The 1786-nt window shown below is 71.9% G+C and carries 2 protein-coding genes; both read left to right on the top strand.

The genetic code is table 11. The annotated features are described in order from the left end of the window. The coding region (gene dacB / locus HMPREF1138_RS09315) for a D-alanyl-D-alanine carboxypeptidase/D-alanyl-D-alanine endopeptidase (RefSeq protein WP_009059109.1) at window positions 1-1125 on the top strand (1125 nt) is incomplete at its 5' end. 4 nt (window positions 1126-1129) lie between these two features. Then, window positions 1130-1786 (top strand): hypothetical protein (locus HMPREF1138_RS09310; RefSeq protein ID WP_009059111.1); only part of this gene is annotated, 657 nt, incomplete at its 3' end.

Here is a 1786-nt window from a genome sequence, read left to right as displayed (position 1 = left end):
GGCGGATACGTCGCGTGGGGCACCGTCGTCGACGCCCAGACCGGCGAAGTCCTCCTCGACGCGGACGCCTCCGTCGCCCACACGACCGCCTCCACCACGAAGACCCTCGCGGCCTTCTCCGCACTCACCCACCTCGACCCGACCGTGACCCTGTCGACCAGCGCCCTCCTGGGCGGCGACAGCCAGACCCTCTACCTCGACTCCGAGGGCGACCTTCTCCTGGGGGCGGGCACCAGCGAAGACACCGACGTGTCGGGCCGCGCCGGGCTCCAAACGCTCGCCAACGACACGGCCGCCGCCCTCGCCCAGCGCGGCGTCACCTCCGTGACCCTGAACTGGAGGGGCACCCTCTTCGACGGCGCCTCCCACCTGTCCTCCTGGGACGCCCAGGAGGTCGGCAGCTACGAGGGCCACGTCGGCCCCATGGCGATCGACGCCGGGCGCACCTTCGAAGGCGCGAACGACTTCTACGCGGACGCCCCCGGCCACGTCGCCCAGGTCTTCGCCTCGGCACTGACCTCCGCGGGAGTGAGCGTCAGCCTCGGCGAGGCCGGGGAACCCCCCGCGGGCGCCTCCCCCCTCGCCTCCGTCTCCTCCGCGCCGATGGGGGAGCAGCTGCGCTGGATGCTCGCCCACTCGGACAACACGCTCGCCGACCAATACTGCCGCTTCGCCGCGCGCGCGGCCGGCGCCCCCACCACCTACGAGGGCGCCACCTCGACCATCGCGTCCACCCTGACCTCGGCGGGCATCCCCACCGACGGCCTGTTCCTCGAGGACTGCTCGGGTCTGTCCAGTAACGACAAAATCAGCGCCAACACGCTCGTCGGCGTCCTCAAGGCCTCTTACGCGGGGCAGGGAACAGGTGCGGACACGATGCGTCTCCTGCCCTGGGCGGGCCTGGTCGGCACGCTCTCCCAACGCATGAACGAGGCCCCGGCCGCCGGCAACGTTCAGGCAAAGACGGGCTCCCTCCAAGAAGTCACCTCCCTGTCGGGCTCGGTCCGAACGCGCAGCGGCCGCCTCCTCCTCGTCTCGATCGGCCACGACCAGGTCACCGACGGCGCCTACGCCACGCGCGGCTACCTGGACGCCTTCGAGGAAGGCCTGGCCGGGCTAAACTAACCCCATGGATATGCCGTTTGGCCCGCGCGACGTCGCGGGAGTCCTCGCTTCGATGTCCTACGCGGGCCCGTCGGCCTCGCGCGTTGGCGCCTCCGCCGTCGTGGCGCGCCTACGCCGGTCGGTGGCGTGGTCGGACCGCCGACTCGCGGAGCTGTCCACCCTGCCCCAGGCCTCCGCGACGGTCGCCCAGTCTCAGACGCTCGTCGTCGACCGGCGCGGGCTGATCCGTCGGGTCGGCGCGATCCTGGACCGCTTCGAAGATACGCGCACGCCCAAGGTCCTGGCCGCCGAAGCCATTGTGCTGCGCGCCCTCGCCAAAGCCGCGACGGGCATCTGGGACGTGACCGCCGCGCGCCGCATCCTCGTGGCCCCCAACGTCCTCGCGGACGCCCAGCGCTACGCCCTGGACCAGACGGACTGGTGTCGCTGGGTGTCCCTGTGCACGGGCCTGCGCGGCGTCCACCTCACCCACGCCCCCCACCTCGTGCCCTACGTCGCGGACCTGATGCGCGACCTGCCCGAACGCAGCGACGAACTCGTGCGCATCGTCCTCCTCCTGGACGCGCTGCCCACCGCCGAAATGGAGGTCCTCACGCCCAAAGACCTGCCGTCCATCCAATGGCTGCGCGCCCACCGCGCCCACGCCGGAGGAGTCGCCCTG

The sequence above is a fragment of the Actinomyces sp. ICM58 genome (assembly GCF_000283035.1).
Lineage (GTDB): Bacteria > Actinomycetota > Actinomycetes > Actinomycetales > Actinomycetaceae > Pauljensenia.
Note: the sequence above shows the minus strand (reverse complement) of the source record. Positions and strands in the feature narration are given on the sequence as shown.